The organism is Streptomyces sp. NRRL F-2664 (assembly GCF_000719345.1).
In the GTDB taxonomy this organism is placed as follows: domain Bacteria; phylum Actinomycetota; class Actinomycetes; order Streptomycetales; family Streptomycetaceae; genus Streptomyces.
On sequence record NZ_JOFX01000153.1, the window covers coordinates 1 to 2753 of the forward strand.

Sequence of the window (2753 nt, forward strand, 5' to 3'; positions counted from 1 at the left end):
GCGCTTGGCGAGCACCCGCTTCTTCAGCGCCTTCATCGCCGGCTCGCGCTCCTTGAGGTCGACGACCAGCGGGGTCGCGATGAAGATCGAGGAGTACGCACCGGCCGCGAGGCCGACGAACAGCGACAGCGAGATGTCGTTGAGCATGCCGGCGCCCAGGAAGCCGCCGCCGATGAACAGCAGGGCCGCCACCGGGAGCAGCGCCACGACGGTGGTGTTGATCGAGCGGACCAGCGTGCCGTTGATGCTGCGGTTGGCGATCTCGCTGAAGGTGTAGCGGGTCTGCTTGGTGATGTCCTTCGAGCCCTCCTTCAGACCGTCGAAGACGACGACGGTGTCGTAGAGGGAGTAGCCGAGGATGGTCAGCAGACCGATGACGGTGCCCGGGGTGACCTCGAAGCCGACGAGCGCGTACACACCGACGGTGATGGTGAGGTCGTGGATCAGGGCGATCAGCGCGGCGACGGCCATGCGCCATTCGAAGGCGATGGCGAGGTAGATCACCACGAGGATCATGAAGACGCCGAGGCCGGTCCAGGCCTTGTTCGCGATCTGCTCGCCCCAGCTGGGGCCGACCAGGTCGGCGTTGATGTCGGCCTCGGTCACCTTGAGGTCGGCGGCCAGTTCCTTCTTCACATCGGCCGCGGCGTCGGTGTCCAGACCGGAGATCTGGATGCGCATGCCGCCGGTGCCGAGCTCCTGGACGATCGCGTCGTGGCCGGAGGCCTCCTCCGCGGCCTCGGTGACCTTGGCGACCGAGGCGGTCGTCTTCGGGGTGGTGAAGACGGCCCCGCCCTTGAACTCGATGCCCATGTTGAGGCCCTGGACGGCCAGGGCCACGATCGCCGTGATGGTGATCAGGATGGAAACGCCGTACCAGAGAAAGCGCTTGCCGACGAAGTCGTAGCCGACCTCACCGCGGTACAGCTTGGCGCCGAGATCTCCCAGCTTCGACATCTCTCACGCCTCCTTTGCTTCGACGGGGGCGGGGGCGGTGCGGCGGGAGCTGCGCAGCGGGGGCTTGGCGCCGAGCCGCTTCGGGTCCAGCCCGGACCACGGGTGACCGCTGGCGAAGAAGTGCGTGCGCGCCAGCAGCGTCATGACGGGCTTGGTGAAGAGGAACACCACGACCACGTCGAGCAGGGTGGTCAGACCCAGCGTGAAGGCGAAGCCCTGCACCTTGCCGACGGTGACGATGAACAGCACCGCGGCGGCGAGGAACGACACGAAGTCGGAGACCAGGATCGTGCGGCGGGCGCGCGGCCAGGCGCGCTCGACGGCCGGACGCAGGGTGCGGCCCTCGCGGATCTCGTCACGGATGCGCTCGAAGTACACGATGAACGAGTCCGCGGTGATACCGATGGCCACGATCGCACCGCACACGGCCGGCAGGTTCAGCGCGAAGCCGATGCCCTTTCCGAGCAGCGCCATGATCGTGTAGGTCAGGATCGCGGAGACCAGGAGGCTGACGATCGCGATGAAGGCCAGACCGCGGTAGTACACCAGCAGGTAGACGACCACGAGGAGCAGGCCGATCGCACCGGCGATCAGGCCGGCCCGCAGCTGCTCGCCGCCGAGCGCGGCGGTGACGGTGGTGACGCTGTCCTCCTGGAAGGACAGCGGCAGGGCGCCGTACGACAGCATGTTGCCGAGGTCCTGCGCGGACTGCTGGTTGAAGCCGCCGGAGATCTGCGCGTTGCCGCCGGTGATCGCGGTGCTGACGGACGGGTCGGAGATGACGTCGCCGTCGAGGACGATCGCGAACTGGTTCTGCGGCATCTGCTTGGCCGCAAGCTCGCCGGTGACCTTGGCGAAGGCGTCGGCGCCGTGGTCGTTGAAGTTCATCGTGACGATCCACTGACCCGACTGCGGGTCGATCTCGCCCTTGGCGCTCTTGACGTCCTTGCCCTCGACCGCGGCGGGGCCGAGGATCCACTTGCCCCACTGGTCGCCGCGCTGGCCGCAGGCGAGCGTCGGGTCGGTGGGCTTGGCGCCCTTGCCCACCGCGGCGCGCTGCGCCTCATTCGTGCAGTCGAGCGCGGCGAACTTGGCCTGGAGGTCCGCGGTGGCCGGGTCGGGCGCGGGGGCGCTCGCCGACGGCGACGGGGCCGCCTTGTCGTCTGCCTTCTTCGACTCGCTCGCCGAGGGCGTGGGGGTGGGCGCGTTCGGGGCCTTGAGGCCCTCGGTGAGCGCGCGGCCCTGCGAAGTGGCGCTGGACGACGGGGTGGCGGACGGGCTGGTCTTGTTCCCGTCCTGGGCCTTGGGGGCGCCGGAGCCGCTTGCGGAGGGGCTCGGACTCTGGGTGCCCTCGGGAGCGACGGGGGCGCCGTCCGCGAACGCGATGACCGGGCGGAAGTAGAGCTGGGCGGTGGTGCCGACCTGCTCGCGCGCCTGCTTCTCGTTCATCCCCTTGGGGATGTTCACGATGATGTGGTCGCGGCCCTGCGTCTGGACCTCGGCCTCGGAGACGCCGAGTCCGTTGACACGGCGCTCGATGATCCCGACCGCCGTGTTCATGTTCGTCTCGTTGACGGCGTTCTCTTTGCCGGGCTCGCTCTTGGCCTTGAGCGTGATGCTCGTGCCGCCGGCGAGGTCGATGCCCAGCCGGGGAGTCGTCTGCTTGGAGAGGAACATCCCCGCGGTGAGCGCCACCATCGCGATCAGGATGATCGCCAGGGCGCGCCCCGGCCTCCCCTGAGCCCCCGTGGGCCGCCGGCCCTTCTTCGGTGCTGCCACCTTGTCGTTTCTCCCTG

The 2753-nt window shown here is 68.9% G+C and carries 2 protein-coding genes; both read right to left on the reverse strand.

Annotated elements, in window-relative coordinates; genetic code table 11:
• Positions 1–957 (reverse strand): protein translocase subunit SecF (gene secF / locus IF89_RS0134875; RefSeq protein WP_030776908.1); only part of this gene is annotated, 957 nt, incomplete at its 3' end.
• A 3-nt stretch (positions 958–960) separates the two neighbouring features.
• Entirely contained in the window at positions 961–2736 is a 1776-nt protein-coding gene (secD, locus tag IF89_RS0134880) for a protein translocase subunit SecD (RefSeq protein ID WP_030776910.1), read from the reverse strand.
• Positions 2737–2753: the final 17 nt, after the last annotated feature.